Here is a 3,673-nt window from a genome sequence, read left to right as displayed (position 1 = left end):
TTATATTAATAAGTATCTGAAATGTATGATTTTGAAATAGATACGTACTGCTATTTTATAAATAGCAGTACGTAAGAAGGTGAGGTTCTATTTGCCTGAAGCGGGATGATATTGCTGGCCTTTCATTGTCACTTCAAGCTGAGGTGATGCGATATCAATATGGTGTTTCATGAACTTGTTCTTAATCCGGCAATGAAGATCATGAGTTAAACTTAAACGATGTCCGGTTTCTGCCGCATAAGCGCGTAATTCAAATTGTTGGCAATTGGCGGTTAACCCTAAGAAGAACACTTCTGGTGCTGGGTTATCGAGTACCAGTTCACATTCCTCTGCTGCTTCAAATAATAATTGTGTTACCAGTTCAGGATCTGCTTTAAATTTCACATTAATTGATAACTTCACACGTGTGATGGCATCGGATAGAGACCAGTTAATAAATTGCTCTGTAACGAATGCTTTATTAGGCACAATCACTTCTTTTCTGTCCCAATCAACAATGGTGGTTGCACGTGTTTTTATTTTCGCAACTACACCTGTGAGGTCGCGAATTGTTACCGTATCGCCAATACGGATCGGTTTTTCAAATAAGATAATTAAGCCAGAAATAAAGTTAGCGAAGATCTCCTGCATACCAAAACCGATACCGACACCCAGTGCCGCGACAAGCCACTGCATTTTGCTCCAGTCAAAACCAATTAAAGCAGAGCCAACAATAATTCCGATAAAAATAGCCAAGTAGCGGGTAACCGAGGTAATGGCATAACCTGTACCTGGATTTAAATCTAAATGCTGAAGAATTAATAACTCCATCGCACCGGGTAAATCTCGTGCCAAAATAGCGGTTAAACCAAAGGCTAAAATCGCCAGCAATACACTTTGTAGTGTGATGGTATTTAGCTCTTCAGTACCATTGATCGTGTTAGTAACATCCCATAACGTGACGCCTTCAAGTAGTGACGTTGCCTGATAAAGGTCTGCAAAGAGCCAGCTCAAGATGAGAAGGTAAATCATCGATAGCAAAGAGCGAAGTAAACGCAGTGATTGCGCGCTGATTTTATCTAAATCGACTTTGGGCTCTTCAATTTCAATCGACATCTCATGGTGTACTACGCTGTCATCTTTATTTTCCAGCATTTCTGCCTGGCGTTGGGCGATGATCTCTTGGCGTTTTGCTTTGGCACGCTCAAAAGCAAGGCGACGCTTTTGAATTAGCATCAAACGTTTGATCAGGTAATAAAGCAAAAGGGTAGCGACACCAATAACCGCCCCTTGTTGAATGCGCAACATTATGGTTTGGGATGTTGCCAAGTAACCATTAAGTGCTGCGTAGTTGAGCACTTGTGGGGTGATGATAAGTGTCCACCAAAATATATGGTGACCAATATGCGCTTTACCTTCTGGCAATTCACCATAAGTCATTGGCATATTTAATTTCCATAAACGCCAATGGAAGACACTGATTGCAATATTAGAAATAATAAAGGCTAAACGACCAAGGGTTGCTGAAGTGTCGAGTTCGTTATTTAGCATCGTGAACTGTTGCAAAATTAGGGCAGGAACAAACACAATCATTAAGCGACGATAGTCATGCAACGCACTGTTAATGATGCTTTCTGACCAACCAAAGTGACTTATAAATAGACCGTTTTCACGGCAAAGCTCGCGAATAAAGTAATACACTACAAGCGCAAAAGGTAATGACAATGCCATACCTAAATGTGCAGCAAAGGGGAGTTGCCATGCTAATTCTAGCGTGTGACCGATGATATAAATGGTCAATGGGATAGGCCATGCCAAGATAAATGCAATCGCAACATTGGCATAGCTATAACGAAACTTATCTTCAGTTACACGGTTAATACGCTTACTGGTTCTTTCTAAATACGCAAGCCAACGTTTTTTGACAAGGTGTAAGAAACCAAGCAAAACACAAATGGCAAATGCACTACCAAAGAGGGCATAAGGACTAACAAAAGTAGGGACTTTAAGAAGGCTGATCCACTGCACAGGAGAGAAGAACCACTTTATTTTCTCACCCATTTGAGTGATTACATCAAGGCTCAACGGATTAGTATTCGGAGCCCAAAACAGTAGCGTCGTCGATTCATTCCTAATTTTTGTCAGCATGCTATTTAAGCGATCGTAAATCACTTTTAGCTTTGCTTGCTGATAGATCAGCGTTTCTGATGCTTTATTAATATCGCTATAAAGGGTGAGGTTGTCTTGGATCAGCGCATGTAACTGCTCGACTTGTTTATTCGTTAAATTCTCGGTACTGATTTTGTTTTCATTGTTTTTCAGTAGATCGGATTGTTGCTGATAGTCATAAAGACGAATTTGGTTACGTGCAACATCACGATTGAGCATATCAATCGGAGGGTTTGGTGGTAAATCTTTTAAACGATTCCGTAAATTTTCACTAATGATAGGGCTGACTTTAAGCCAATCCGCCATCACTTTTAATGCATCTGCTGTTTGTGTGGTTTCAGAGATTTGTTCATTCGTGGTACCAATCGCCTGTTGGGTTTGCTCAATATTTGCCGTTAGCGTAGTGAGCTCTGAAGATAGGCGTTTGTTCAGAGTTAACTGTTGCTGAATGACTTCAGGCTGGTTTTGAATATCAGCTTGCAAATCTTGGTTTTGCTCATCATTTTCAGAAATACTAGAGCGCAAAACACGATTAAGGGTGTTCTGTAAGTTATTGCGATATGCCTGATGTGCTTCAATTAACAGGTTTTCGTACTGTAGTTGTAGCTTTGCCAGCGCACGGCGATTACCTGCGCTTAACTGCTCCGCTTCTAACATGAACAGTTTGCTAATCGTATATTGTTCAGCAACTTGCAGTAGCATGATCGCTTCTGTGTCGTTAATACGTTTAGCTTGGGTTAACTCTTTACCTATGGTCTGTTTTTGATTTCTCAGCTGATTAGATTGATAAGAAAAGTCATCAATACCATGTTCAATTTCAATTAAAATATTACGGTACGATTGGCGAGCGATTTCTAACTGAGCCAATTTAGTATCTTGCTCGGCGATCTCTAACGTTAGCTGGTCGTGATCCCAATCCGTAAATTCAGGAAATTCAATCGCACTAAAGCTATCAATCTTTTGTTTTATAGCTGCTTGCTGCTCAGGAAAGGCAGCCATCAACTTTTCATAACGACGTGTTGTTTGGTTAAAGTTTTTGGTTTTCTCTAACTGGTTTTGTGCCGTTTGATAAGCTTCAAGTTGTTTGACGATTTCAGGTGTCTTTTGTTGTTGCTGTAGTTGGCTGATCTTATGTGCAATAATTTGCTCAGATGGTGTGGCTTCTTCTGCTGAAAGAGGGGCACATAGAAAGAGAAGAACAAGGCACAAGAGAGGGAACAGTCGCATAAAAAACCTGTGATTGAATTACAACGGATGCGTAAACGCAGGGTATGTAAGTGTTATGTTACAGCAATTGAAATTGATGAAAAACAATAGATTGGTATGAGAATAGACCTAATTGATCTATAAGTCGGCTAATGGTCACTAGAATTAGAAAATACCTTGACCGATATCGCATAAGTGATTACATTAGCCGCCGTTGAAACGCACAGCGGTTCAGCAACAACGTGGTGAGGTGTCCGAGTGGCTGAAGGAGCACGCCTGGAAAGTGTGTATACGGCAACGTATCGAGGGTTCGAATCCC

Annotated in this window: 1 protein-coding gene; it reads right to left on the bottom strand. The window is 40.7% G+C overall.

What is annotated here, in order from left to right; all coding sequences use genetic code 11:
- Window positions 1–87: 87 nt before the first annotated feature.
- Window positions 88–3,375, bottom strand: a complete 3,288-nt coding sequence (mscM, locus tag E5A76_RS09750) for a miniconductance mechanosensitive channel MscM (protein ID WP_161118810.1) — start codon at window positions 3,373–3,375, stop codon at window positions 88–90.
- Window positions 3,376–3,673: the final 298 nt, after the last annotated feature.

The sequence above is a fragment of the Photobacterium lucens genome (genome assembly GCF_009873615.1).
Classification (GTDB): Bacteria; Pseudomonadota; Gammaproteobacteria; order Enterobacterales; family Vibrionaceae; genus Photobacterium; species Photobacterium lucens.
Note: the sequence above shows the minus strand (reverse complement) of the source record. Positions and strands in the feature narration are given on the sequence as shown.